Here is a 25,402-nt window from a genome sequence, read left to right as displayed (position 1 = left end):
CGCGCGGCTGGAGGCGGGGGAGGGCGTGGTGTGGCTGTCGGTGGATGGCGAGCCGCAGCCCCTCCTGGATGTGGAGGCCACGCCCGCGTCCCCTGTCGCGGCGCCGGGGGCCCCCGTGGCCGGAAGCGACATGGTGCTGACGCTGGGTGCGGACACGGGGACGCCGCTGGCGTTCACGGTGGAGCACCTGCACCTGATGGCGGAGCCCGTGGGGCCGTTGGATCCCGCGCTGCGCCGCTCCGTCACCGCCCCCTCGCGGCTGCGGCCCGGGGACGTGGTGGTGCTGGGCGACTGCGAGGACGGCTACCGCATTGGCAAGCGGCGCTTCCAGGCGCTGGCGCTGGCGGTGGACGGCGACGAGGTGACGCTCAGCCGTCCCGTGGAGGGCGGCTGGACGCGGGGCCGCACGCTGGTGTTCCAGGAGGAGTGCTTCTTCTTCCAGACCCAGTTGCGCCGCAGGGACGACCTGCTGAACCACCTGTACCGCTGCAGCGTGGACTACCGGGTGTCCGCGCTGATGGAGGAGCTGAACGCGCGCACCAGCGCCCGGCTCGTGGAGAAGCCACAGGTGGAGCTTGTCCCGCGGGGCGCTTCACGCGCCGCTGGCGGCCACCCGGGAACGTCGGTCACCGAAGTCGACACCGCCAAGCGCGGGGCCATCTGAAACCAGGAGGACGAACGTGCCAGAGCGATTGCATCCGGGCGTGTATGTCGAAGAGAAGAGTGCCGGTGCACGCCCCATCGAAGGGGTGGGCACCTCCACGGCGGCGTTCATCGGGCAGGCGGCGCGCGGCATCCCGGGAATGGCCTGGTTCCTCACCGGCTTCGCGGAATACGAGCGCGCGTTCGGTGGACACCAGCCCGGGGAGGCGGGGCTGCTCGCCCAGGCGGTGGAGGCGTTCTTCGATTCGGGCGGCCGGCGTGCCTACGTCGTGCGCGTGCTGCCGTCGGACGCGGTGACCGGCGCCTCCACGGCCCTGGCCTCGCGCGCGGGTGGCGGCCTCAACGCGCTCACCTTCCTGGCCCGGGGCGCGGGGGAGTGGTCGGAGTTCCTGCGCATCCACGTGGCGGACTCCACCAACTTCCCCAGCGAGGCGTTCCGCGTGGACGTCGTCTGGACGGAGGCCGGGGCCACCCGGACGCTGGAGACCTTCGACGATCTGCGCATGGATCCGTCCGTCGAGGACTACGTCGGCGAGCGCATCAACGACATCTCCCGGTACATCCGGATCCTCGACGAGTACCAGGTGAAGCTGGCCGCGTCGCCGTCCGGGACGGTGCTCGTCGCCGCCCAGGTGCCCCGGCTCAAGGCCCTCGTGCCGGTCAGCGGCAAGTACACCCTGTATGACGGCGCGAAGCTCCAGGTCGTGACGTCGGATGCCGCCCTGCCGGACGTGGAGCCCACGACGCTGGACATCCCCGTCACGCAGGCCCTGGTGGTCGCCGCCGTCCCGGCCGCGACGTTCAGCAATGGCAGGGTCCTGCTGACCGCCGCGGAGTTCAAGACCTTCCTCGGCAACGCCGTGACGGCCGCGGCGCTCACCGGCACCTTCGTCATCGAAGGCACGGACGCGCCGGAGATTTCCCTCAAGGTGGCCACCGGGCCCACGCTCTCCATCGCGAAGCCCGTCGCCCCGGCCACCGCCTATGATCTGGATGCGGGGGACCTCGAAATCACGCTCGGCACGCCGGGTGGAGACACGGACGTCCCCATCCCCATCCTCGCGGCCGACGACACGGCGGTGACGCCCGAGGAGCTGCGCGCGTCGCTCGCCGCCGCGCTCGCCGGCCAGGTCGCGTCGGTGGTCATCGCCTCCGGGGGCAACATCCTCATCACCGGCCTGCCTGGCGCGGCGGGCACCACCACGCTCGCGGTGAGCGGCACCGGCGTCACCGGCACGGCCACCGCCGGGGCCGCCGGGCTGACGTCGACGAACCAAGACGGCCTCCAGCTCTCCATCTCCGAAACGCTCCAGCCCACGGTGCCGCCCATGCTCCGGCTGCTGGGCTTCCCGCCGCGCGCGCGGGGCTACGCGGTGAACTCACCGGCCAACCCGCTGGTGCGGCCCACGATCATCACCCAGGTGCGCCTCCTGGGCGGCAGCGATGGCAGCACGGCGCTGGACACCTCCGACTTCGCGGGTGACGCCAGGACGCGCACGGGCCTGCATGCGCTGGACGGCGAGGACGTCAACCTGGTGGCGCTGCCGGGCAAGAACGAGGTCGCGTACATCTCCACCGGCATCGCGTACTGCGACAACCGGGGTGACTGCCTGTTCCTGGCGGACGGCCCCGGCGGCGTGGACAAGGACTTCGCCGTCGCCCCGGACGACGCCAAGCAGTTCATCGAGGGCCTGCCGTCGCGGTCCAAGAACTCCGCCATGTTCTACCCGTGGATCCGCGTGGTGGATCCGGTGGGCGTGGGCCGCAATCCCACGCGGCTCGTGCCCCCGTCGGGCCATGTCGCGGGCCTCTTCGCGCGCACGGACAACACGCGCGGTGTGTGGAAGGCGCCCGCCGGCATCGAAGCGTCCATCTCCGAGGCGCTGGGGCTCCAGTACCCGGTCATCGACGAGGAGCAGGACATCCTCAACCCGGTGAACCTCAACTGCCTGCGCCAGTTCCCCGGGGTGGGCATCGTGTCGTGGGGCTCCCGCACGCTGTCGCCGGATCCGGAGTGGCGCTACATCCCGGTGCGCAGAACCGCGCTCTTCCTCAAGGAGTCGCTGCGGCGCGGCCTGCGGTGGGCGGTGTTCGAACCCAACGACGAGTTCCTCTGGAGCCGGATCCGCAACGCCATCCAGGCCTTCATGCTGGGCCTGTTCCGCCAGGGCGCGTTCCAGGGCACCACGCCAGAGGAGGCCTTCAGCGTGGTGTGCGACCGGAGCACCAACCCGCAGGAGCTCGTGGACGCGGGCATCGTCACCGCGCAGGTGGCCTTCGCGCCGCTCAAGCCCGCGGAGTTCGTGGTCCTCGAAATCAGCCAGAAGAGCCAACTGGCCGCCTGATGACGACGCCCGTCCCCGCCAACGCGCGCAATCCGCTGCGGACCTACCGCTTCCGCCTGCGCATGGACACGTCCGCCGCCGGTGACTACGTGGCGGGCGTGCGCTCCGTGTCCGGGCTCACCGTCCAGGTGGGCGCCTACGAGGTGTGGGAGGGCGGCAACAACCTGCACCGCTATGCCCAGCCCCACAAGGTGGCCTGGGAGAACATCGTCCTGGAGCAGGGCCTGGCGGTGGACGACACGCTGGAGCGCTGGGCGCGCGCGGTGCTGGAGTTCGCGCGCACCGGCAAGGCGCCCGGCGAGGCGGTGAAGCGCGATGTCTTCATCGACCTGTGGGACGAGTACGCCCATCCCACCGAAGTCCCGGCGCCCGGCCCGGCGTCGGCGCGCATCCGCAGCTTCCACGTCCACAACGCGTGGGTGAGCAAGTACCACGCGCTGCCCAAACTGGACGCCATGGCGGGGGAGGTGGCGCTGATGACGGTGGAGCTCACCCACGAAGGCTGGGAGCCGGTGCCCCGTCCGTCCCCCACGAAACCCGCGCCGTCCACGACGCCTGCCTGACGTCCCCTGCTTCCTTCGAGGTGCCAGCCATGCCCCGATTCGTCGAATCCACGAAGCGAGATCCCTTCCGGAACTTCAACTTCCGCGTGCTCCTCAACAACGTGGAGGTGTACGCGTGCCGGAAGATCTCCGGCCTCACCGGCACCGTGGAGGTGGTGAAGTTCCGCGCCGGCAACAACCTGAGCTCCGTGGATGAGTTGTCCCCGGGCCGCGTGCACTACGACACCGTCACGCTGGAGGCGGGGCTCACCAACGACACGTCCTTCCTGGACTGGGCCACCCAGCTCATCCGCCACGAGGCCACCCCCGGCCTGCGGGCCGTGGAGCCTGAGTACCGGCGCACCGTGGAGATCCTCGTCTACGACCTGGACCAGAACAAGCCGGTGAAGAAGTTCATCCTCCACAACGCGTGGGTGTCGAAGTTCACCGCGATGTCGGAGCTCGCGGCGGAAGCGAACGAGATCCTCGTCTCCATCGTCGAACTCCAGCACGAGGGCTTCACCAGCGAGCCGGTGGCCTGACGTGCTCTTCGAGCCCCCCATCCCGGTGCTGCTGCCCCACGGCCTCTTCGACGAGGACGGACGGTGCCACCGCCAGGGCGAGCTGCGCCCGCTCACCGGCCGCGAGGAGTGGGCGCTGGCCCAGGCGGGCGAGCAGTTGGGCCCGCGCACCGTGAGCGCGCTGCTCGCTTCGTGTCTGGGACGGTTGGGGGCGTATCCGAACGTGGATGCGTCGCTCGCGGCGGCGCTGACGCGCGGGGACCGGCACCACCTGGCCCTGCACCTGCGGGCCCGGATGTATGGGGACCGGCTGATGCTGGTGGCGCGCTGCCCGGCGCCGGGTTGTGGCGCGATGGCGGACGTGGACGTGTGCCTGTCCGCGCTGGCGCCGGAGCGGCCGGACGCGGCCCCGGAAGTCCTTCGCGTGGTGCTGCCGGAGGGACATGCCGAAGTGCGCGAGCCGACGGGGGAGGACGACGCGGTGCTTTGGGATGTGGAGGGCTCGCGCGAGGAACGCTCCGCGCTCCTGTGGTCGCGGCTGGTGGAGGTGGAGGGACGGCCGCTGTCGCCCGGGGATTGGAGGGCGCTGCCCGCGAAGTCCCGGCACGCGGTGGCGCTGGCGCTGGCGGAGGGAACGACGGCGCCGGACCTGGGGCTCCTGGCGCGCTGTCCCCGGTGTTCGGCGTGGCTGGAGCTGGAGCTGGATCCGTTCGCGCTCCTGGCACGCGAGCTGCGGGGTGGGGCGGAGCGGCTGGAGACGGAGGTGCACGTCCTGGCGTTCCACTACCACTGGTCGGAGACGGACATCCTGGCGCTGCCCCGGTCGCGGCGGTGGCGCTACCTGGAGCTGCTTCGCAGAGAGCTGGACGGCCGTCCGCTGGTGGATGGCTGGAGCTGACGAGAGGACCCAAACGCCATGGCCCCACCCCCCGTGCATGGACAGGTCGGACTCACCCGCCGCGAGCTGGAGCGCGAGCTGGCGTGGATGCTGCGCACCATTCCGGAGGACCCGCGCGAGCTGGTGAAGCTGTTCACCCAGACGATGGTGTCGCTCATCGACAAGAACAACGACGCCATCGCCCGGAGCCTCGCCCTGCGTGAGGCGTCCGGTGACCTGCGGGGCAACGGATGACGCGCAACCTGGATCCGACGCTCCTCGCGTTCGATCAACAGCTCGCTCGGGGCATGCTGGTGACGCTGCCGCAGACGGCCGACGCCACGACGTCCGAGCCGAGCGTCCGCGCGCTGCGCTTCCAGTACAACCCGGAGACGGTGACGCGCACCCGTGCGGGCCAGTGGGAGACGAAGCCGGGCAAGACGCCGGAGCAGACCAAGGTCCTCACCGACGGGCAGCGCGGCGGCGGCCTGCACGCCAAGAGCGAAACCATTGCGTTGAAGCTCATCTTCGACGTGACGGAGGCGCTGCTGCGCGACCGCGAGTGGGCGGGCACGTCCGGCGTGCTGCCGGAGCTGGCGATCCTGGAGGGCATGGCGCTGGGCAAGGATCAGACGGGGGAGGAGGAGAAGAAGCCCGCGACGAAGCTGGTGTCGCTCAATCCCACGGAGCTGTTGCTGCTGCTGGGGCCGCGCAAGTTCCCGGTGATCATCACCGGGATGACCATCGTGGAGCAGCGCTTCGACACCGGGCTGTTCCCGCTGCGCGCGGAGGTGGACCTGCGCATGCGCATCCTGGAGGTGGGGGAGAACGCGGCCAACAGCAAGGTGGCCCAGGCCTTCAAGAACCTGAGGGATCAGCGGCTGGAGATGGAGGACCTGGCGGCGGTGAAGGGCGCGGACGCGCAGACCCTCATCGCCCAGGCGCTGGAGCCCGGACTCAAATCGAACGGCACGGTCTGACGGCCATGAGCGACCCCTCGTCCCGGAACAAGGATCAGCCGATGTACGCGGTGCCCCTGGGCGCGGGTGGCGCCACGGTGTCGCTGTACATGCCTCGCGTGGCGCCCCGTCAGGCCACGGCCCTGCTGCACAAGGTGGCGGCGGGGGACCGGTTGGACCTGCTCGCGCAGCGCTACTTCAGCGACCCGTTCCAGGCGTGGCGCATCGTGGACGCCAACCCCACCTTCGTCCCCGAGTCGCTCCTGGAGCCGGGCACGGTGCTGTTCATCCCGGAGAAGCCCTGATGGCGGAGCAACGCGCGGCGTTCCTCCAGCTATGGATCGACGGGCAGCCGATGACGGATGCCCGGGGACGGGTGTCGCGCCTGGAGGTGGACGAGCGCACCGACGACGCGTCGTCCTTCCACCTGTCGCTGGACATGTCGCCCACGGACGCCGGGGACTGGGACGCGCTGGCGGACGGGCGCTTCCAACTGCTCAAGCGCATCACCATCAGCTTCGGGCTGGGCGCGCCGGACAGCGAGGCGCCGGACGTGGAGGAGGTGGTGTTCGACGGGTACATCACCGCCGTGGAGCCGTACTTCGGCCCGTCGCGGGTGCCGGACTCGTCGCTGGAATTGTACGGGCTGGACGCGTCGTGCCTGATGCATCTGGAGGAGCGCACGCGTTCGTTCAGCGACCTGTCCGACGCGGGCATCGTCCGGCAGCTCTACGGTGAGTATGGCTTCGCGCTGGACGTGCAGGAGACGGCGCCGGTGCGGGATGCGGCGCGCGCGGTGGTGCTCCAGCGCGGCACGGACGCGGCGCTCCTCCGGTGGCTCGCGCGGCGCAACGGGTATGAGGCGTTCGTGGAGCGCAAGCCGGGCCCGGTGGGCGCGGGCGCCAACGCGGCGGCGGAGTGCGTGGGCCACTTCCACCTGCCCCGGCCAGAGGCGCCGAAGCAGCCGGACCTGTCGCTCTTGCCGCGCTCCACGCCGTCGGTCATGGAGCTCAAGGCGCGGTGGGAGAGCCACCGGCCCACGGAGCTGAGGGGCGCGCACATCGACGAGCGCACCCGGCGCATCCGCTCCGCCACGGTGTCCGCGCCGCGCTTTCCGCGCATGGGGAGCACCAGCCGCGCGGACATCCTGAAGGCGCGCATGGCGGCGGTGCTGCCCAAGCGGCCCGACGTGACGGCGGTGGGGTTGCAGTACGTGGACGTGCCGCACGACGTGCCGGAGGTGGAGAACCTGGCGTGGGCGGACTACCGCGAGGCGGACTGGCTGGCGGAGGCGAACGGCACGGTGCAGGGCCTGCGCTACGAGCGCATCCTCCGGGCGCGGCGTCCGGTGGGGCTGGTGGGGGCGGGCAAGCTGATGGACGGCACGTGGTACGTGCGCGGCGCCCGGCACCGCTGGGTGTGGGCGGAGGCCCTGGCCCGCTACGAAGTGGATGTGGACCTGGCGCGCGACGCGCTCAACGGGGTGGCGTGATGGGTCGCGGTCTGCACTTCCCCTTCCAGTTGGGAGACCTGGGCACGCCTCGCACCGTGGGGCCCGCGCAGGTCATCCGGCAGCAACTGGAGCAACTGCTCTTCACGCTGCCCGGGGAACGCGTGAACCGGCCGCGCTTCGGGTGCGGCGTGCAGAAGATGGTCTTCGGCGCGGCGAGCCCGGAAGCCGCCGCGGCGGCCGAGTACATCATCCGCCTCAACGTGCAGGAGTTCATGCGCGAGCAGGTGCGGCTGGACGCGGTGAAGGTGACCGCCGAGGACGCGACCCTCTACGTGGACATCCTCTACACGCTGCTGGCGACGGGCGAGGAGCACGCGGAGCTGTTCCGCCGGACGCTGGAGGCGCCTCCGTGAGCGCGCTCTTCCTGACGCTGCCGCTGGAGGATTCACTGGAGGCGGCGAACACGGCGTTGCAGACCGCGCCCCCGGGCGAGGTGGAGTGGGTGCTGCCCGTGGGCGTGGGCGTGCTCACCACCGACTTCGTCATCGGCTCGCCGGTGCATGCGCTGCGGCTGCGGGGCGGCGACGGTGTGACGCTGCGGCTCAATGGAGGGTCGCTCGAACTCACCGGCACGATGACGGGCCTGTCGGATGTGAAGGTCGTGGCCGAGGAGTCCGCGAAGGGCGTGGTCCTCAAGGGCGGGCGGGTGGAGGTGTCGGACGTGTCGGTGGCCGCCACGGCTTCGGCGGATTGCACGGCGCTGACGGTGGAGTCGCCCGACGGCACGGTGGTCATCGACTCGCTCACGGTGATGGCGTCGAAGGGCTCGGACGCGACAGGGCTGCGGCTCCTGGCGAAGGAGGCTCACCTCACCGGACTGTCCCTCTCCCATGTGGAGGCTTCATCCGGAGATGCCTTCGGCGTGCGGGCCGTCTGCCAGCGCTCGCAGTGGGCGGACGTGGCGGTGCGGGAGGTCCACGGCGGGCAGGTGGGCGTGGGCCTGGAACTCGCGGGCCTCTTCCGCGCGGACCTCTCCGGGCTCACGGTGTCGAAGGTCTCCGGCGCCCGCGCCGTCGGGGCCCGGGTGCTGGTGTCCCGCGAGGAGGGCGAGGGTCTCTCTTCGGTGGACGTGTCCGTCAGCGAGGTGGAGGCGCTGGAGTCGGAGTGGTGCGTGGGGCTGCTGGTCGGCTCGTCAGGGCCGCTCCAGGTGCGCGGCTTCACCGTGCGAGAGGTGTTGGGTGCGTTCGCGCTGGGCATGCTCGCGCTGGGTGGACGCGGCATCGAGGTGAGTATCGGGCAGGTGGAGGAGATCCTGGGTGGCACCGTGGCCACGGGCATGCGGGTGCTGGGGGGACCTTCGCTCCAGCCGGTGAGCGTGCGCGACGTGGAGGTGAGCCGCGTGTCGGCGGCGCCCGTGCCCGCGGATGCGCATCCGGGCCCGGCCTGGTCGGACTGGCTCCTCGCCGCGCTGGACTCCCTCGCGGGGGCGGTCTTCGGTCCGCTGACGCTGCCCGTATTTCCGTCGGTCGCGGACGTGGTGGGCCTGCATGTGGCCGCTCCGCTGGGGGGACTGGAGCCCGTGCTGGACGTGGGCACCCCAGGGGAAATCACCGTCGAGGACTGCTCGCTGTTCGTCATCACCGGCACCGCACTGCAACTGGAGGGCGGGCTGCGCACGGCGCTGGTGCGGCGCACCGAAGCGTGGACAGCCGTGCACGGGGGATGGCTCCAGGCGGAACAGCTCCTGCTGGCACAGCTCACCTGGCACCGGCACGCGCACGGGCTCCGGCTGGGGCCGGGCGAGGTGCGCGCGTATGACTCGCTCTTCACGGCCATCGTCGGCAAGCCGTTCGTGTTGGAGCTGGACGCGGAGCTGTCCGCGTCGCCCGCGCTCTTCGCCGAAGGGGCGGGGCCTCCGTTCCTGGAGGTGGGCCCGCTTCCCTACGTGACGCCGGGGACGCCGACCGTGCCCGCGGTGTTGCTCACCGGCAGCCTGCCTCCGCCGGAGACGGTGGACCTGCGGTTGGTGCCGGACGCGGTGGTCACTCGCGCCGCCGTGGCCGTGCCGGGGGACGGTCCTCGTGATCCGGCGCCCTTCGTCGGGGCGTGGGCTCCGGACGTGGTGCCGGGGTGTGACGTGCGCGACCCGCAGCCCCGCCCGTGGCTTCCGGCCCCGGAGCGTCCGGCGCCCGGCGCGCTGGTGGACTACCTGGCCCGGGATGCGCGCTCGCTGCTGGCGGTGATGCTGGAGCGGGCCCGCACGGTGATGGCGCCTTGGGAGGACCGGGGGCCGGCGGACTTCACCACCATGTTGCTGGAGGCCGTGGCTGCGCAGTTGGACTCGCTCGCCTATCAGCAGGAGCGCGCGGTGGTGGAGGGCTTCCTGGAGGACGCGCGGTTGCGCCGCTCCGTGGAGGACCATGCGCGCGCGCTGGACTGCACGCCGGACCCCGGCCTGTCCGCCACGGCGATGCTGCGCTTCCGGTTGGATGCGGAGGCGCTCGCGACGCTGGTGAAGGCACGGTTGGAGGAACTGGACCTGCCCTCGCTTCCTCCCGGCACCACGGCCCTGGAGTTCCTGACTGGAGGGGGCGTGCTGGAGCTTCCGGCGGACACGCTGGTGGCCAACAGCTCCACGCAGGAGCAGTCGCTGGTGTTCGTCACCGAAGCGCCCCTGTCGTACTTCCCGCGTCTGGAATCCATCCCGCTCGCGGAGTCGGTGCGGGTGGGGGACACCGGGGCCACGCTCGCGGGTGTGTTCCCGGAGCTGGAGCCCGGCCGGTGGCTGGTGCTGTACCGGGGACGCGGCGAGGGTGGGCACGTGGTGCGCGTCACATCGGTGGCGCTCGCCACAGACACGACCTTCGTCGGGTGGGATCCGCGCCGGCTCGCGACGGAGACCTTCCTGGCCCCTGGCGATCCGATACCGGGGCCCCGTGCGGTGGTGCTGGGCAACGTCGTGCCCGCGCACCATGGGCTGCCGGTGACGCCGTTGCCGGAAGGCTTCGAGTCGGATTCAGCGGAGCCCTTCGCGCGCAGCCTCGCGCAGTGGCGCGCGTTGCTGTCCCCCACCGTGGACGGCAGCCGTGAGCGCGAGGTGGTGCTGCCCTTCCATCCCATCAGCGTCCAGGCCCCCGGGTATCCCCTGCCGGGAGACGAGCCGAGGCGCGGCACGCCCCAGCTCCAGGTGAGCGTGGAGGACGATCCCTGGACGCTGGTGGAGGACCTGTCCGTGCAGGGACCGGGGGATGAAGTCGTCGTGCTGCGCGCGACCCCCAACGGTGGCGCAAGCCTCCGGTACGGGGATGGCATCAACGGCGCCGCGCTGCCGCCGCGCATGACGGCACTGGGCCTGTCGTTGCGCGTGGGGTTGGGCACGGTGGCCAACGTGGGGGAGGGCGTGCTCACGCGCCTGCTCCAGGTGCCGCTGGATGCCCAGCGTTCGGCGTCGGCGGGGGCGCTGCTCGACCAGTCGATGGACGACGTGCGCCTGTTGGTGCGGGTGGACAACCCGCTGCCCGCGGTCGGGGGACGCGATCCGGAATCGCTCGACTCCATCCGCTACCGCGCACCGGCGGGAGTTTCAGAGCCGCTGTCCGCCGTCACCGTCGAGGACTACGTGAGCCTGCTCCAGCGGATGCCGGAGGTCGCTGGGGCCTCCGCGCGGGTCGTGGCCAGGGATCTGCGCACCGTCATCCGCGTCACTGTGTTGCTGCGGGACGAGGACACGCTGGACCCGGATGAAATCCTGCGCCGGTGGGCGGGCGTGCGGCGGAGGCTGGAGGAGATCCGCCTGCTGGGCGTGGACGTGGAGGCACTGCCGCCCCGGTGGGTGCCGCTCGATCTGGACCTGGAGGTGGACGCCGCGCCGCATGCGCAGGCGGATGGGGTGCGCGACGCGGTGGTGGGCGCCATCGCGGGGGACGGAGGGTTGTTGGACCCGGACCGCTCCGGGCTGAACGGCGATGTGCAGCTCGCGGACCTGTACCAGGCGGTGCTGCGCGTGGCCGGAGTGACGGCGGTGCGGGTGAAGCGCTTCCGGCGGTTGGAGTCGCACGCGCCGGAGCGGCTGGCCGAAGGGGTCATCCCCATCGGTCCGGAAGAGGTGGCCACCGCGCGCGGCGGCTTCTGGCCGGGCTCCGAAGGAGTCCTCACGGTGCGCGTCTGCGGAGGGCTGCGATGAGCCGCGTTCCCGACGTGCATCAGGCGCTGTCGCACGAACAGCTTCGCACGCGCCTGGGTGAGACCGCGCGCGGCACCTTCACCCGCGGGGACGATGCGCCCACGTGGAACCCGCTCGCGTACGCGGCCCCGTCGTCGGTGGACCTGGGGCGCGGGATGCTGGACAGCGTGGCGCTCGCGCTGCATGTGCTGTGGACGTACCAGCAGGCCTGGTCGGAAGAGTGCTTCCTCGCCACCGCGCGGCTGGAAGGGTCCGTCTCCAAGCTGCTCGGGCACATCGGCTACCGGCCGAGCCCTGGCACGGCGGCGGTGGGGCTCCAGCACTTCCGGTGCAAGGCGAGCGTGAGCGGCACGCTGCCGGCGGGCTTCGCGGTGACGTCTTCCGCGCAAGGGGAGGAGCTGGCCGCCACCTTCGAGACGCTCGCACCGCTGCGCGTGCTGCCAGAACTCAACGAGCTGCGCGCGTTCATGCCGCCCCGCGCGGGCTCGGACTCTGGGACCGGGACAGGCGGGACGGGCACGGGCGGAACGGGCACGGGCGGAACGGGCACCGGAGGAACGGGCGGGAACGGGGGGACTGGCGGCACGGGAGGCACGGAGGTGCCTTCGGGCGAAGCGGGCGAGCCCGGGGCCCCTGCTCCCACGGGCGGCATCTTCGGTCCCGGCTCGGTGCTCGCGGGACTCCAGGACCGCATCGAGGTGCAGCGCCACGGACCGCTGGAGGAGCGGCGGGTGGCTCGCGCGAAACAGGACGCGCGCAAGCTGGCGTCGCTCATGAAGACGCTGGACCTGGAGGGGGACTCCGGCTGCAAGAGCACCCTCGACTCGCTCTGCGAGCAGCTTTGCGAGGCCCAGAAGGTGGTGGCCCAGGCGGTGCCCCCCGCCGGTCGTCCGGTGGGCGCGCTGTCCGAGTCGCAGGAGATCGTCGCGCGGCAGTTGCGCAACCTCCAGAAGCGGCAGGCGGACGCGCTCGCCGCGTTGGAGGAAGCCCTGGCGCCGTGCGCGGACGAAGACCCGGCCGCGCACGCGCGACGGTTGGACCGGATGGTCACGTTCCTGGATGCCTTCGTGAATGGCCTCATCCAGGAGGCGCGCGATCAACTCGTCCTCCTGAAGGGCAGCGAGGCGCTGAACCGCGCGGACATCGCCTTTGGCGCGGAGGCGGGGGTGGCCCGGCCGCTGGGCCTCGCCGGTGCCGGGGCGGACACGTTCTTCCTACAGCCCCTGACGGACGCCTCGGGGCTCTCCTCCCAGGAACCCCCGGTGCGGCCGGGCGACTGGCTGGTGCTCGCGGAGGACGTGGAGCGCCTGGGCCCCGCGGGCGCCAAGGGCACGGAGCGCATCTACCGCGAAGCGCTGCGGGTGCTTCGCGTGCGCATGGAGACGCCCGCCGGGCAGCGCACGCCGATGACGCAGGTGACATTCCAGCCGCCGCTGTCCCGCGCGTATGCGTTGGACCGGGTGGTGCTGCTGGGCAACAACACCCTGGTCAGCGAAGGGGCCACGGTGGAGGAGGTCGCCGAGCCCACGCTGGACCGGCGCACGGTGCCCCTGCTGCACGCTCCAGTGACCTGGCTGCGGGACGCGAGCCACGCGGGAGGCCGCAGGCCCGAGGTGTCCCTGACGGTGGGCGGTCGTGCGTGGCGACCGGTGGACTCACTCCTGGAGGCCGCGCCGGATGAGCCCGTGTTCGCGGTGGAGCCGTTGCCGGGAGGCGCCGCGAGGCTGCGGGTGGGCGGCCAGGACCACGGCGCGGCGCTGCCGCTGGGCGCGGAGGTGCGCGTGCGCTACCGCGTGGGCCGGGGCGTGGGAGGCAACCGGACGGCGCTGCGGCTGACGGCGATGGGCAGCCCCCATCCCTGCGTGGAGAAGACCTTCAACCCGCTGCCGTTGTCCGGAGGGACGGACTCGGAGGACCCGGCGCTGGCGCGGGTGCGGGGGCCCGCGATGGTGGGCGCGATGGACCGAGCGGTGTCGCTGTCGGATGTGCGGGCGCTGACGCAGGTCTTCGACGGCGTGCACCGGGCGAACGTGTTCCGCGATGGCGTGCGCAGTCGTCTGCTGACGGTGGTGGTGTCGGGACCGGACGGCGCGGCCCTGGGGCGGGAGGACCTGGAGGCCCTGGGCGCGCACCTGGCGGCGAGGGTTGCCCCTGGCGTGGAGCTGCGCCTGAAGAACCGGCAGCGCGTGGAGGTGCGGTTGCGGCTGCTCCTGCGGGTGGTGAAGGGCGCGGATCCGGTGACGGTGCTCCAGGAGACGCGCCTGCGGCTGGGGGTGGACCGGGATCCGGAGCGTGCACCGGGCCTGTTGGACGCCAACCGCGTGGAGCTGGGCGCGGACCTCCAGTTGTCGGACGTGTATGGCGCCCTGGCGGACATCGAAGGGCTGCGCTCGGTGGTGGTGCAGGGGCTGCATCACGAAGGCACGCCGCCGTCGCTCTCCGAGCGCATCACCGCCGCGCCAGGAGAGCTGCTCGGGTGGGCGCCGCCTTCGGGTGGAAGCGATGGCGTCGCGCTGTTCTACGAGGAGGCGCAGGACCCATGAGCCTTCCCTCGCAGCGTCTGCTCCAGCTCCTGCCCGGCCTCTACACGGCGCGGGACGCCGGCCTCGCGGACCATCCCTTCCTCAAGCTGCTCGCCGTGCTGGGCACGGAGCTGGACGCGTTCTCCTTCGCGGTGGACCAGCTCTGGGATGATCACTTCGTCGAACGTGCCGGGCCGCAGGCGCTGCCGCTGCTGGCGGAGCTGCTGGGCGCGAGGCTGATCACCGGCGACCCTCGCGTGCAGCGCGGCGTGGTGGCGCGCGCGGTGGCGTGGCGTCGTCGGAAAGGCACGCTCGCGTCGCTGGAGGAGATGCTGTCCGTCACCAGCCTCTGGGACGCGGAGGTGGATGAGGCCTTCCGATCGCTCCTGGAGACGCAGGACCTCAACGACCTGCTGCCCTGGCGTGGGCGCACCGCGGTGGTGTGGGATCCCATCGGCCTCGCGGACCCGCTCACGCGCCGCTCGCCCGGCATCGAACGTCCCCGCGACGGCGTCCCCGAACGGGGGCCGTTGCTGGGCGTGGCACCGGGCGAGACGTTGGATCAGGCCCTGCGCCGGTTGGGCCGCGCGGACGCGGGACGCAACGCCGCCTCGCCGCGCACGTTGGACCTGCTGGGCTGGGCCCGTCCGGACGTGGCCCTCATCCGCACCGCGCGCCTGACGCCCGTGGAGCTGGAGGAGGTGACTCCCGCGATCGTGCACGTCCTGCCCAACGGCTACCGGGGCTTCCGCGTGGATCCGCTGGACCGCGACGGACCGCTGGTGTGGCTCAAGCCGCTGGAGCGCGCGGACCTCACCGGAGGTCTCACCGCGCGGCATGAACCCGAACCCGCCTCGCCCGCGACGGGCCGCACGGCGGCGATGCTGCTGACGCCCACCGCGCTGGCGGAAGACGCGGACGCGGCCGAGCGGGCGGATGCCCTCACCGTCTCCGTGGATGGCATTCCCCTGGTGGGCCCGGAAGCGCTGCCGCTCTTGCGAGGCCCGCTGCCCACCGCACCCGTGGGGCCTTCGCCCACGCTCCGGTTCGCGGACCGGGGACGGCCCTCGGCGGGAGACCAGTGGCGCCTCACGCTGCTCGCCGCGCGTGAGGACTCGGACACGCCGCTGCTGTCCACCGTGCTCGAACCGGGCGCGCCGAACATCGTCACCATCACCCCGGAAGCAAACCAGTCCCTGGGCGGCACCACGGCCGCGTTGCTCGTCGAGCGCTTGAAGGGAGATCCGCGCCTGCGCGACACGGATGGCACGTGGCGCACGCTCACCTCCGGCATCCGCCTGGGCCTGCCCCGGAGCAACGCGGTCCGCGTGCTGCTTGCGGGAGTCCCATGGGTGGCGCGCATCGAACAGCACCTCGCGGACGGGAGCCTGCGCCTCGTCCGCTTCGATGCGAGCGGCGACGGTGGGCCCTGGCAGGCGGAGGAACTGGTGGGGGCCCTGCCTCCGGATGGGCCGGGCATGGCGGTGGCGGCGCTCGCGGACGCGCTGCTGCTGGTGGCTCCGGATGGCGCGGGGAAGCTGGGCGTGTGGTCGGTGACGGGCCTGGACGGTGCCACGCCAACGGCGACCCGGCTGGACACCCCGAGTCCACGACAGCCGGCGGCGCGATGGGCCCCCAGCCTGTGCGTGCGCGGGGGGCGGCTCTTCATCTTTGGCGGAGACCTGGGCGGTGCGCCCACCGGGGACCTGTGGTCGCTCCCGGTCGCGGGCGGCACGTGGCGTCCGCATGCGGTGCGCAACCGCCAGGAGCGCAAGGCGGCCACGCTGCTCGGCACGCCGCAGGGACTGGTGCTCGTGGGCGGAGAGGCCGTGACGGGGGAGCTGGCCGTGACGGTGATGGGCTGTGACCCCGCGTCCGCGAGTCCCGCCTGGCGTCCGCTGGCCCCGCTGCCCATTGAACCGGGACTGCCCGGGGTGCTCGTGGCCCGGGAGACCGCGACCGGCGTGGAGGTGCTCGTCTGGGCGGACACGCCCCGGCCCCGGCTGTTGTCGCTGACCTCGGGTGAGAGCGCCTGGGTGTGGGGCGTCCTGGAGGCGGACGGCGCGAACCCTCCGATTCCCGGTCAGGCGCTGTACGCCGACGGGCGCGTGCTCTTCGTGGACCCTTCGCCGCTGCCCGCGTCGGAGGTCGTCTTCTCGCTGGGGGGACGCGGCTACCTCGCGTTCCTGCCGGAGCTGGCGCTGCTGCCGGATGAGTTCCTGCGCTTCAACGTCGCCAATGACGGCGCGGTCTTCATCGAGCCTCGTCCGGGGCAGCCTCTTCCGCTGGATGCGCGACCCGGCGGCGCGTACCACGCACGGGACGCCTCGCGGTCCGGTGATGCGCGCCGGTACTCGGTGCCCGGTCGTCTGCGGCGTCACCCGTTCCGGCTGCGTCAGCGCAGCCTGGGGCCATGGGGCGCGCTGGCCCCGAGCAACGCCGACGGCATCGTGGCGGTGGATCCGCGCCTGGGCCGCATCGTGCTCCAGGACGATGCTCCCGAGGGCCTCGTCACCGTCTCCGCCCGCGTGGGCCGGGGCGCGTCCCTGGGCGCCGGCCTGCTCACCCCGGATCGTCGTCCGCCGGACGAGTGGGCGGAGCCGGACCTGCCGTTCCCCGAGCCCCCGGATCGCCCTGGCGATCGCTCCGGCACCGGGCGTCCCGTCACGGCGTGGATCTCCCCGTCGCGCGCGGGAGGCGTGCTCGCGGCCGGAGATGTGGAGCGGCCCATCGTCGCCACGCTCGCGGAATGCCTGGGCATCGGCACGCCGCCATTGGTGGGCATCATCGGGTCGCCTCGACTTCCGCCGGAGCGTCTGTCCCTGGGCCTGGAGTCGGGCCTGTCCCTCTTCGCCGCGGACACCGGCGCCGCGCCCTGCATCGGCGCGGATGAGCACGGCCTCTCGCTGGCGCTCTACCCGGGCTTCGGTGGCGGCGCCGACACGCGCGTGTGGCTCGCGGGGTTGTGGCTCACCGGGCGGTTGGACCTGGTGCTCGCGCGAGGGCAGGCGGACCTGCGCTGGTGCAACCTGGGCGCGCCCGGGCAGGTGGGACTGTGGATGCCGGGTGGTGGGCACCAGGACATCAGCGCGCGCCGCTCCCTGCCTCCGGCCGACGTGGAGCTGCGCCTCTACGGCTGCCTGGTGGGCGCCATCGAGCTGCCACCCTGGGTCCACCTCATCGCCGCGGGGTGCACCTTCGATGCGGGCAGTCGCGAAGCCACCGCCATCCGAGCGGCTGGCGCGAGCGTGAGGCTGCGGCACTGCACGGTGCTGGGCGCGACCGAGGCGGGCGTGCTGGAGGCGTCTTCCTGCGCCTTCGCGGGCGAGGTGCGCACGGACCGGCCGGACCTGGGCTGGGTCCGCTACAGCCTGCTGGGGCGCGGGGGACAGCCGCCGGTGTCGCACCAGTCGCGGGTGCACACCGTGTCGTTCCAATCCAACCGCCAGACAGAGCCGGGCTACCTCGTGCTGGCGGACAACAACGGCCCTGACGCGCTCCGCGCTTCCGAACGCGGCGGCACTCCGGGCGCCCACGGCGAACGCTCCGACCACGAGCGTGAACTCTTCGCGCGCACCGACGACAGCATGCCCATTGGCGTGACGCCGTTCCACGCCGACCGCACCCAAGACGACCTGACCCGGATGAGCCGATCATGACCGTGAAAGCGTACACCTCCAGGTCCCGCTTCGACGAAGCCCGGCGATTCTCCGGCGTCTATCAGCAGATGGGGCGCATGAGCCTCGACGCCGACCACAACGAGGAGGTCCGGCTGCGCACCGTGGACGCGCGCCGCCGCTCCGCCGACGTGGCCAACGGTTCGCCCGACGACGGCTTCCGCATCGTCGATACCTTCCTCGTGGACCCCATCGGCAACGTGCTCGGCTGGGCGGGTCAGGGGCTGCCCGCGGACGACGAGCGCGTCATCCCGCGCGAGCTGCGCCTGGACCGCTACGACGCGGAGACGCTGCCCTTCGTGGTGCGCAGCCGGGGGCACGTGGCGCTGCGCCGCACGCTGCCCACGCCGCTGGACCTCACCACCGTGGTGAGGTCGGACGGATCCACCTTCAGTGCCTCCGCGCTCGTCATGGGCCTGCGCTTCGAGCGTCCCCCCACCGACGATGAGCTCGTGGACATCCGCGTGGTCGTCGCGGACACGGACGGCCGCGAGGCCATCCTCTCCGCCGGCCTGGGCCAGCGTCCCTCCGGGTGGCACGACGTGCGCTTCCCCGTCGCCGCGCTCGCGGGCGTGGACGCGAGGAGGGTGAAGTCCTGGGGCGTGCTGGGCCTGCCTCCGGTGGCGCGGACGTGGGTGTCCGCGCTGCGCGTGGAGGACGCGACGCTGGGCCCCGATGTCGTCATCCGGGGCGGCGATGGGACGCTGCCCGGAGCGGGCCGCCTGCTCCTCGACGGCGTGCGCGTCTTCCTGGAGCGCGACCTGCGCTACACCGCGCAGCCGGACCTGCCGGAGGCGCCCCCGCTGGCCGCGCTGCCGGCGGACGGCAGCCGTCACCACTTCTTCTTCCTGGACTGCTGGGAGGTGACCACCACCCGGTACGACGACGTGTTCCTGGACGAGCCGGCGCTGGACGGCCAGGACACCACCGTGCGCCTGCGGCTCGTCTCCCAGGTGCGCGCGCTCCAGGGGCTGTCCAACACCGGCGCGGAGGTGCTGCCCACGCCGACGGGTGGGGGACGCCTCACGACGAACATCCCGACGGGCGCGCTGCCGGACCGCTTTCCGCCAGAGCCGTTGGATCCGTGCCGTGACCGCTGCCTCTCCACGGAGAATGCCTCCACGGGTGAAGGCTACCTGGGCACCGACAACCTCCACGTCCGCGTGGAGCTCTTCAAGGGCGGGGAGCGGCCGGTGGTGCTGTGGTCGCGCGACAACGGCTCCACGGTGCTGCCGCTCACCGCGCCCGCCTCCGCGGATGCGATGACGCTCCAGGTGTCCCCCGCGAGCGCCGCGAAGCTGCGGGCCGGCGACCTCATCGTCATCGAGGACCGTGTCACACGGCTCCAGCCGGAGGGCGAGCCGCAGCCGGTGCTGCGGCGGCTGCGCGGCGTGCAGGCGGACACCGGCAAGCTGGAGCTGGCGGACGCGAGCGCCGTGCTGACCACGGACCCCGTGCCGCTGCCGGTGGGGGGCACGCTGGGGCGGGCCTTCACTCCGGCGCAGGGCGCGCTGGTGCGGCGGTGGGATGGCGGCGACCTGCTCGTCACCGGCCTGCGCTACCGCTTCTCGGATGGCATCACGCTGGCGTTCTCCGGCAGCGGCTGGCGGGCGGGGGACTACTGGTCCTTCACCGCGCGGGTGCACGCGGCGGACGGGGCGGCCCGGGGAGTCGTGGAGCAGCTCACCGACGCGCCCGTGCATGGCCCCGTGCACCACTTCGTGCCGCTGGCCCGCGTGAAGGGCGGAGCGACGCGCGTGTTCGAGGACCTGCGGCCCCGCTACCTCCCGCTCGCGCAGGTGAGGGACCGGCTCGTGGAGCTGTCCGAACGGGTGACGGGCCCGGGCGTCTTCACGGTGGTGGTGGGCGACGGCGTGCGCAGCTTCGGCGACATCGACCAGGACATGCTCGAAGGCATCACCGGGGACGAAGCCCTCCAGGCGGCGGTGGACCGGCTGAGCGGGCAGGGCGGCTCCATCTTCGTGCGGGCCGGCCGCTACAAGCTGGAGCACCCGGTGCTCTTGCGCAACCTGTCCTCCGTGCACCTGCTGGGGGACGGGGACGCCACCGAGCTGCGCACCCAGGGCTCCGGCGGCGCGTTCTTCGTGGACCGCTGCGGCCTGCTGGGCGACGTGCGCATCGAGGACTTCCGGTTGGTGGAGGCGCCCTTCGAGGACGTGGTGATTGGCGAGCCCCGGCCCTCCCTCCTCACGCCCACCCCCCGCGTGGCGACGACGGACGGCCTGCGCTTCGTGCCGCTGCTGGAGGTGGACGACGACCGCGTGCTGGAGACGGACGACGTGAAGCACCCGTCCGCCGAAGCCGACTTCGTGGACGTGGTGGCCGAGCGCATCAAGGTCCTCGTGCCCGGCCAGGGCCGCGCCGCGGGTTCGGTGGTGGCGACGCTGGTGCAACTGCGCAAGCTGCAACGGCTGCACCCCGGCAAGCCGCTGGAGGACGTGCCGCAGGCAAAGCCGCTGCTGGAAGCGCTGGAGACACTGCCGCACGGCGTGGTGACCCTGGCGGACTCCCACGGCGTGTCGCTGCGCCGCTGCCACCTCCAGGCGAACCAGGCCGGCAGCGAGGCGACGGGCGTGCTGGTGACGGGCACCTGCTCGCGGATCATCATCGACGACAACCGCATCGGCGCGGCCACCGGCATCGCCGTCGCACCGTACGCGCCCTATCTGGCCGAGCGCTTCCTCGCATCCTTCCCGCGCGCGGGCCTCTTCATCGACACGCTGTCCATCACCAGCAACCGGCTCCAGCCGCTGGGCGAGGCGACCACCGGCATCCACGTGGCGGACGGAACGCTGTCCGGCGTGGAGGTGCGGGGCAACCGCGTGCAGGGCTTCCACGTGGGCATCCTCGTGCAGGACCTGGCGGAGGGCGGCGCCACCGGCCCGGTGGACCGCGTGCTGGTGGCGGAGAACCAGGTGCTGGGCTCCTCGGCGGTAGGCATCCAGGTCGCGGGCGACGGCGTGGACGTCGTGGGCAATGAAATCCGCAACGCGGCGTCCAACGGCCTGTTCCAGGTGGGCATCCAGCTCTCTGGTCGGGGCCTGCGCGTGCGCGACTCGTGGATCGCACTGCCCGCCGTGCCCGCCGCGTCGGTGCTGGGCGTGGTGGCCGGCATCGTCGTGGGAGATGGCCTGGATGACGGCCAGTCCAACGGCCGCCCCGCCGTGGACGTGGAGGTGGTGGACAACCGCATCGAGGGCGCGGGCGAAGCGACGCCGGGCTTCGGCATCCTGCTGGGCGGACCGCAGCCGGTGTTCGACGTGCGCATCCGGGGCAACGTGGTGCGCTCGCTGGGCGACGCAGCGGTGCGCGCCTGGGGCACGGGCGGCGCGGTGGGGCGCATCCGCGTGGAGGACAACCGCTTCGAACAGGTGGCCCTCGCGGACGTGCCATCGCAGACGGACAACACCCTGGCCCTGTCCCGGTTGGATCCGGGCCTGGAGACGAAGCTGAGCCCGGCCGCGCTGTCCCGGCCCCGGCCGTTGCTGGAGGCGCTGGTCGCGAACGTGACGCCCCGGGTGCGCGCGCCCCTGGACGCGACGCTGCGGTGGTTGGAGCGGCTGACGCTGCGCGGAGCGGTGGTGCTGGCGGGGGTGGAGGAGGCCCACGTGAGCGGCAATCGGCTGCTCCAGGTGGGGCGCACGGTCGCGTACGGTGAGCCCGGCCTGGAGGACGCGGAGGTGCGCGCGGCGGGCATCGCGGTGGTGTCCGGCCAGGGCCTCACCGTGGAAGCCAACGAGGTGGAGACCCTCCGCGCGCCGGTGCGCAAGACGGCGGTGCCGCCGGTGAAGCCGCCAGTGAAGCTGCCACCCATCGCCGGGGTCCTCCTTCAAATGGGCCTCGCGCCGGCCACCGTCCGGCTGGAGCGCGGCGATGTGCACTCCGCCGTGGTGGGCATGTACGCCACCGTGTTGCAGTACACGGGGGCCGACGAGGACGGACGCCAGCAGCTTGGCCGGGGCCTCTACGGTCCGCTGGACACACTCGCGCAGCAGTTGAAGGACCTGGGCGGTACGCCCGCGACCCTCACGGAGATGCTGGTGCGCGAGGTCGCGGAGATGCGCGCGGCCCAGGGCTACGAGGACCACACGAAGACGTCGCACGCGGTCCGCTCGTCGCTGGCCCGCGCCTCCAGCTTCACCGCGCCGGATGACCTGTCCCAGGACGCCTGGGACACCGTGGCGCAGTTCGACCTGGCGACCGTGTCCGGCAAGGAGGCGGTGGCGAAGACGGCGGACCGCATCAAGGGCTCCCTGGATGTCCTGGTGCAGGGCCTGCCCGACACGGTGAAGAAGCCGCTCCTGAAGGCGCTCGCGGAGGTGCAGGGCGAACCGGACGACCTGCAACGGATGGTCGCGCTGTCCGCGAACCTGGCCCAGGTGGCGCAGTTGCGCGAGGTGCAGGCCCAGAAGGCCCGGCTGCCCGTCATCGGTGAGGCGGTGGGCCCCCGGAAGACCATCATCGGCACCTTCGCCACCAGCGCGCTGGAGCAGCTTCCGCGCAAGGGCCGCTCCATGGGCGTGAAGGCCAGCGCGGACGTGCTGCTGCAACTGCGCCAGTCCAAGGAGGCCCTGGCGGATCAGCTCAAGGACGTCAACCCGCAGTTGGCCCAGCAGGTGGAGACGGACTACCGCGACGTGGAGCGCACGGGAGGTCAGGCCCGGCCGGTGGAGCGGCTGCGCTCTACCCTCAAGCAGGTACTGGAGTTCACCCACGGCGTGGTGGCCCCGGTGGAGCTGTCCGTGGAGGACGCGGAGCGCGTGACGGCGCAGGGCCGCACGGCCACCATCGGCCTCTACACCGCGAACCTGGATCGGCAGGCGGCGGGCCTCATCACCGAGTCCGAGGACACGGTGGAGAAGCAGTTGCGCTCCTTCAGCACGGCCGTGGGGCAACTTTCGGAACTGGTGAGCGGGGATGCACAGTTGTCCGCGTTCTCCACCCAGGCGCATCAGGCGGTGCTCGCCGCCATCGCGCAGCCGCAGAAGCGCTCGGAGCAGGTGGCCATCGCGCGAGGCCTGTTGGATCGCATCCGCGTGCAGACGCTGGACGTGCTGCCGATGCCGGTCGCGCTGCCTCCCACCGGGTCGGTGTGGGCGGATCCCCTGGACCGCAGGCTCGCCGCGCTGGGCGCGCTGGTGCTCGCGGTGCGAGGCGTCCCCCCCGGGAAGGTGCTCACGGAGTCGATGGCGCTCTATGTGTCGCACTACAGCCGTGCCCTGGACATCGTGGGCATCGACGGGAAGCTCCGGGAGAGCATCCTGCAACGCATCCGGGAAGCCATCCAGCGACTCACGGGCAACGAGCCGGGCGACGCCCCGCGCCAGGCACTGCACCAGCTTGCGAGGGAGCCGGCCGATCTCGCCGCCGAGGCCGTGGGCAAGAGTTCGGGGTCGGCTTCCGCCAAGGCCGGCAGCTCGGTGACGCCGGAGCTGGAGGCGACCGCGGTGCTGCTGCGGGCCTCGGAGCAGGGCCTGAACCCGGCCGAGGACGACGCGTCGCGCATCGCCCGGCTCCAGGAGTACCTGCGACAGCGCGCCACGAAGGTCTCCGCGTCGCTCGTCGTCATCGTCACCGGCATGACGGACCTGGGCGGCATCCTGGACGTGCTGCGCAAGGGCCTGGAGCAACTGGCGCGGGGCGAGGCGCCGGATCCAGGCGACCTGGTTCCGCCCGTCTTCGACACCTTCCCGCAGCCCGCGGATGGCCTCTTCCTGTCGGGCGTGGGGGGCCGGGTGAGGTTGTCCGGCAACACCGTGCGGGACGCTGTCACCGGCATCACCGTCCTGCCCGCGTCGGGGCACGTCATGACGGAGTCGGAGGTGCAGCCGGGCTCGCTCCTCGACGTGGAGGGCAACCGGCTGGAAGGGTGCGCGGTGGCGGGCCTCGTCCTGCGGCAGGGGCTGGCGGTGACGGTGGTGGCGGACAACCACTTCTTCGCGTGCGGGGGGCTGCCCACCGCCGGGGACCCGGGCCTGGGTCAGGCGGTCGCCTCCTTCGCGGGCTCCGGTGAGCTGGTGGTGCGCGACAACGTCTTCCTGGAGAGCGGCAACACGCTGGCGCAGGCGCTGCTGCACGAGGTGGCCATCGACTGGCGCGGCGAGGTGGGTGTGCGCGGCAACACCGTGCGCCACGAGGGTGGCGGCGGAGGGGGCACGGGGGTGCTCGTCGTCACCGACACGCTCCCGGAGGATCTGGTGGCGAAGCTGTCCCGCGTGCCCTTCCTGGCCTCGGATCCTCCGCCCAAGGTGGACCTGCCCGGACGCTCCGTCGCGCCCGCGACGCTGGCCCTCCCGGTGAATGTGCTCGCCGGGGTGCCGCGCGCGGAGGACCTGGTGCAGCTCGGCTCCCTGAAGCAGCGCTTCGCGGCGGGGCCGGTGCTCAACCGCCCGCTCACGGTGCCGTCCCAGGTCTTCGTGCCCGCGAAGAGCGCCAGCACGGCGGCCTCGCGCTACCTGGACGCCGCGTTCGCGCCGGTGCAGTCCGCGCTGCTCGACTTCCTCATCAAACCCATCCCCATCCTGCCGCTGCCCCAGGTCCGGTCGCTGCGAGGCGTGCAGGTGGAGGGCAATGACATCTCCGCCAGGGGCCCGGCGCTGCTCGTGCTGGGCAATGGCGGGCCGGTCATCTCCACCACGGTGTCCGGCAACACGCTGCGCAGCGCGGGCGGCGTGGGCGCGGTGTACCTGCGCCGCACGGACTCCACCGTCTTCAGCGGCAACCGCTGCGAAAGTCTGGACACGGTGAACGTCGTCGTCCTGCGCGTGGGCCGCGCGCCGGTGACGTTCACCGGCAACGTGGTGCTGGGCGCGGAGCCGGTGACGCCGGCCCTGCCGCCCGTGCAGCCGCCGTGGACGCTGCCCTCGGATTCGCTGATCCTCCAGATTCCGGTGGGAGGGGGCACCTCGCTGGGCGTGCCGCTGAACCAGGAGCTGCTGCTGGGCGGCCTCCAGCGCCGCCGCGACGTGGCGAGCGACGCCTTCTCCACGCTGCTGGCGGAGATGGTCACCGCGCCGGCCCCGCAGGTGGGACCGGACGGCAAGCCCCTCAGCGCGGACATTCCCACCCGCGCCGTGGTGGACCGCCCCACGCTGGAGGATGTGCGGGCGCGACTGCCGCAGGGAATCGATCTGCGCATCAGCGCCCGGACGCTCTACGGCATCGCGGAGCCGATGGACGACTCGCCCACGGCGGCGCTGCGCACCCTGGTGGACCGGGTGGCGCTCCACGTGGAGAAGCCGGAGGACGTGCAGGGCCACGTGCGCTCCGTGCTGGCCTCGGCGGAGGGAGATCCGAAGAAGGCCCTCCAGCTCGTGGACAAGAGCGTGCTCGGCATCGATTCAGCGGCGCCCACCGTGAAGCAGAGCATCCTCAACGTGTCCGTGCTGCACGAGGTACTGGCGGACTCGTTCTACAGCGGAGGCAGCGTGGGGGGCCCCACGCCGGTGCAGGACGCCACGGTGACCGCGAACGTCCCCGCGCCCCCTCCACCGGATCCGTATGCCCACTCCGTCGTCATCCTGGGGGGCTCGCGCGTGGCGGCGGTCGGCAACGCGACCACGTCGGGCGTCCACGTGCAGGAAGCCGACTCCGTGGTGGAACTCAACCCGTAGCGAACAACGCCAAGGACACCCCCACC

General features: G+C 72.4%; 14 protein-coding genes. All 14 read left to right on the top strand.

Features of this window, described 5'->3' with window-relative positions:
* On the top strand, positions 1–664 hold a 664-nt coding region (locus tag D7V88_RS42875; protein ID WP_158624983.1), incomplete at its 5' end, for a hypothetical protein.
* A gap of 16 nt (positions 665–680) precedes the next feature.
* On the top strand, positions 681–3,008 hold the full coding sequence (locus D7V88_RS03520) for a phage tail sheath C-terminal domain-containing protein (protein ID WP_158624982.1): 2,328 nt from the start codon (positions 681–683) through the stop codon (positions 3,006–3,008).
* Complete coding sequence (locus tag D7V88_RS03515; protein WP_120539165.1) at positions 3,008–3,571, top strand: phage tail protein; 564 nt, start codon at positions 3,008–3,010, stop codon at positions 3,569–3,571. Before D7V88_RS03520 ends, D7V88_RS03515 begins: the two co-directional genes overlap by 1 nt.
* A 29-nt stretch (positions 3,572–3,600) precedes the next feature.
* Positions 3,601–4,092 (top strand): phage tail protein, encoded by a 492-nt coding sequence (locus tag D7V88_RS03510; RefSeq protein ID WP_120539164.1) that lies wholly within the window; start codon positions 3,601–3,603, stop codon positions 4,090–4,092.
* Position 4,093: 1 nt separating this feature from the next.
* Positions 4,094–4,969 carry a hypothetical protein gene (locus D7V88_RS03505; protein ID WP_120539163.1) on the top strand — a complete coding sequence of 292 codons (876 nt, stop codon included), beginning with the start codon at positions 4,094–4,096 and terminating at the stop codon, positions 4,967–4,969.
* 18 nt (positions 4,970–4,987) lie between these two features.
* Positions 4,988–5,203 (top strand): hypothetical protein, encoded by a 216-nt coding sequence (locus tag D7V88_RS03500; RefSeq protein WP_120539162.1) that lies wholly within the window; start codon positions 4,988–4,990, stop codon positions 5,201–5,203.
* The gene (locus tag D7V88_RS03495; protein WP_120539161.1) at positions 5,200–5,928 is read left to right on the top strand and encodes a hypothetical protein; all 729 of its coding nucleotides are present in this window, start codon (positions 5,200–5,202) and stop codon (positions 5,926–5,928) included. The genes D7V88_RS03500 and D7V88_RS03495 overlap by 4 nt, the downstream gene beginning before the upstream one ends.
* Positions 5,929–5,933: 5 nt before the next feature.
* Positions 5,934–6,212 carry a LysM peptidoglycan-binding domain-containing protein gene (locus D7V88_RS03490; protein WP_147448589.1) on the top strand — a complete coding sequence of 93 codons (279 nt, stop codon included), beginning with the start codon at positions 5,934–5,936 and terminating at the stop codon, positions 6,210–6,212.
* On the top strand, positions 6,212–7,399 hold the full coding sequence (locus D7V88_RS03485; protein WP_120539159.1) for a phage late control D family protein: 1,188 nt from the start codon (positions 6,212–6,214) through the stop codon (positions 7,397–7,399). The genes D7V88_RS03490 and D7V88_RS03485 overlap by 1 nt, the downstream gene beginning before the upstream one ends.
* Complete coding sequence (locus D7V88_RS03480) at positions 7,399–7,773, top strand: GPW/gp25 family protein (protein ID WP_120539158.1); 375 nt, start codon at positions 7,399–7,401, stop codon at positions 7,771–7,773. The genes D7V88_RS03485 and D7V88_RS03480 overlap by 1 nt, the downstream gene beginning before the upstream one ends.
* Complete coding sequence (locus D7V88_RS03475) at positions 7,770–11,543, top strand: baseplate J/gp47 family protein (RefSeq protein WP_120539157.1); 3,774 nt, start codon at positions 7,770–7,772, stop codon at positions 11,541–11,543. The genes D7V88_RS03480 and D7V88_RS03475 overlap by 4 nt, the downstream gene beginning before the upstream one ends.
* Complete coding sequence (locus D7V88_RS45050; RefSeq protein WP_120539156.1) at positions 11,540–14,086, top strand: baseplate J/gp47 family protein; 2,547 nt, start codon at positions 11,540–11,542, stop codon at positions 14,084–14,086. The genes D7V88_RS03475 and D7V88_RS45050 overlap by 4 nt, the downstream gene beginning before the upstream one ends.
* Positions 14,083–17,724 (top strand): phage tail protein, encoded by a 3,642-nt coding sequence (locus D7V88_RS03465; protein WP_120539155.1) that lies wholly within the window; start codon positions 14,083–14,085, stop codon positions 17,722–17,724. The genes D7V88_RS45050 and D7V88_RS03465 overlap by 4 nt, the downstream gene beginning before the upstream one ends.
* The gene (locus D7V88_RS03460) at positions 17,721–25,376 is read left to right on the top strand and encodes a right-handed parallel beta-helix repeat-containing protein (RefSeq protein WP_120539154.1); all 7,656 of its coding nucleotides are present in this window, start codon (positions 17,721–17,723) and stop codon (positions 25,374–25,376) included. Before D7V88_RS03465 ends, D7V88_RS03460 begins: the two co-directional genes overlap by 4 nt.
* Positions 25,377–25,402: the final 26 nt, after the last annotated feature.

This window comes from Corallococcus terminator, assembly GCF_003611635.1.
GTDB lineage: Bacteria > Myxococcota > Myxococcia > Myxococcales > Myxococcaceae > Corallococcus > Corallococcus terminator.
This window is presented reverse-complemented; position numbering and strand designations above follow the sequence as displayed.